The organism is Kineococcus vitellinus (genome assembly GCF_009906315.1).
In the GTDB taxonomy this organism is placed as follows: Bacteria; Actinomycetota; Actinomycetes; order Actinomycetales; family Kineococcaceae; genus Kineococcus; species Kineococcus vitellinus.
Genome location: NZ_JAAALL010000454.1, coordinates 1 through 2,325 on the forward strand (window position 1 = coordinate 1; position 2,325 = coordinate 2,325).

The following is a 2,325-nucleotide window of genomic DNA, read 5'->3' on the forward strand; positions in this document are numbered from 1 at the left end:
GGGGCGGGGGCGGCGCCGTGAGCGCGCCGGTGCGCGTGCTCGTCGTCGACGACCACCCGGTCGTGCGCGGCGGGCTGGAGGGGCTGCTGGCCGCCGCGGGGGACCTGCAGGTCGTGGGCAGCGCCGAGGACGGCGCGCAGGCCGTGGCGGCGGTGGAGCGGCTGCGCCCGGACGTCGTGCTCATGGACCTGCGGATGCCCGTGCTGGACGGCGCGAGCGCCACCGGCCGCATCCGCCGCGAGCACCCCGAGGTGCACGTGCTGGTGCTGACGACGTACGAGACGGACGCGGACATCGTGCGGGCGGTGGAGGCGGGGGCCACGGGCTACCTGCTCAAGGACACCCCGCTGGCGCAGCTGGCCGACGCGGTGCGCGCGGCCGCGCGCGGGGAGACCGTCCTGGCGGCGCCGGTGGCGGCCCGGCTGCAGGCGCGCCGCGGCCAGGGCGGGGACGCGCTGACCCCCCGCGAGCTGCAGGTGCTGGCCGCCGTCGCCCGCGGGGCCACCAACGCCGAGGTGGGGCGGGAGCTGTTCATCGGCGAGGCGACGGTGAAGACGCACCTGCTGCGCGCCTTCGCCAAGCTCGGGGTGGACGACCGCACGCACGCGGTGACGGTGGCCATGGAGCGCGGGCTGCTGCCGCCGCCCAGCTGACTGACGCGGACGCCCGGTGCTGGCAGACTCACGCAGCGTGACGAGGTCGGTCGAGTCCCTGCCCAAGGCGCACCTGCACCTGCACTTCACCGGCTCGATGCGCACGGCCACGCTGCTGGAGCTGGCCGCCTCCCACCGCGTGCGGCTGCCGGCCACGCTCAGCTCGCAGACGATGATCACCCTCTCCCCCGACGAGCGCGGCTGGTTCCGCTTCCAGCGCCTGTACGACGCCGCCCGCGCCTGCGTGCGCACGGCCGAGGACATGCGCCGCATCGTGCTGGAGGCCGCGGCCGACGACGCCGCCGAGGGCTCGCGCTGGCTGGAGCTGCAGGTGGACCCGACCAGCTACGCCGTGCACGTGGGCGGCCTGACCCCCGCCCTGGAGATCGTCCTGGACGCGGCGCGCGAGGCGAGCGCGCTGACCGGCACCGCGGTGGCCGTCGTGGTCGCCGCCAGCCGGGTGCGCCACCCGCTGGACGCCCGCACGCTGGCCCGGCTGGCGGCCCGCCACGCCGGGGACGGGCCGGGCAGCGTGGTCGGCTTCGGGCTGTCCAACGACGAGCGCCGCGGCGAGACCGCCGACTTCGCCGGCGCCTTCGCCATCGCCCGGGCCGCGGGGCTGGCGTGCGTGCCGCACTCGGGCGAGCTGCTCGGTCCCGAGCACGTCGAGGCGACGCTCGCGGCGCTGCACCCGGACCGGCTCGGCCACGGCGTGCGCAGCGCTGAGGACCCGGCCGTGCTGGAGCGCCTCGTCGCCGCGGGCATCGCGCTGGAGGTGTGCCCCACGAGCAACGTCTCGCTCGGGGTCTACCCCGAGCTGGGCGCGGTGCCGCTGCGCCGGCTCGTCGAGGCGGGCGCCGCGGTGGCCCTGGGCGCGGACGACCCGCTGCTGTTCGGGCCCCGGCTGGCGGCGCAGTACCGCAGCGCGCGCGAGGACCACGGCTTCGACGACCGGGAGCTGGCGGCGCTGGCGAAGGCCTCGATCAGCGCCTCCCGGGCGCCGGCGGAGCTCAAGACGGCGCTGCACGCGGAGGTGGACGACTGGCTGCTGCTGCCCGGGGAGCAGGACGGGGACGGTGGGAGGGGCCCCGCGGACCGCCCGGACGTGATTCACTCGATGAGTCGACTCATTGGCTGAACTCTGAGGGGAGGGCCCGTGGCCGGGTTCCCGCTGCTCGTCGTGCTCGTCGTCCTCGCCGCCGCCGGGGCGGCCGTCGCCGTGCAGGTGGTGCGCGGGCGGGTGCGCTCGGGCGACCTGCCGCTGCCCGTCGCCGCCGCCCGCGCGCGGGGGACGCGCTGGTCGGCCGCCGCCCTGCTCACCGGCCTCGGCGCGGTCGGCGCGCTCGGCGCGCTCGCCGTCGCCCGGCGCAGCGAGGCCCTCGTCCTGCTGGCCCCGCTCACCGGCGCCGGCGTGCACGCCGTCACCGCCCTGCTCGGCGAGCTGACCTGGCCCCGGCCGGGCGGGCGCGTGCGCTCGGCGCGGCTGGTGGCCCGCTCCATCCGCGCCAGCGCGCCGGCCGCGCTGCTGGGCACCGCGGTCGCCGCGGCCCTGCTCGTCCTCGCCGCCTGCGTGGCCGGGACGCTGCTGGCCGGCGCGGGCGCGCAGACCTGGACGTGGCGGACGGAGGACCACGCGGCGGGCTCGCAGGTGCCCGGCGGGGCGGTGGCCCTG

2 protein-coding genes and 1 pseudogene are annotated in these 2,325 nt (G+C 78.6%); all 3 read left to right on the plus strand.

Annotation, left to right across the window (positions count from 1 at the left end; genetic code table 11):
* The first annotated feature begins 29 nt into the window (after window positions 1–29).
* Window positions 30–653: a response regulator transcription factor gene (locus GTQ99_RS22315; RefSeq protein WP_420814610.1), complete on the plus strand. Its 624-nt coding sequence runs from the start codon at window positions 30–32 to the stop codon at window positions 651–653.
* Window positions 654–690: 37 nt separating this feature from the next.
* Window positions 691–1,791 carry an adenosine deaminase gene (locus GTQ99_RS22320; protein WP_338075196.1) on the plus strand — a complete coding sequence of 367 codons (1,101 nt, stop codon included), beginning with the start codon at window positions 691–693 and terminating at the stop codon, window positions 1,789–1,791.
* An 18-nt stretch (window positions 1,792–1,809) separates the two neighbouring features.
* A pseudogene (locus GTQ99_RS22325) lies at window positions 1,810–2,325 on the plus strand (hypothetical protein); the annotation flags it as partial.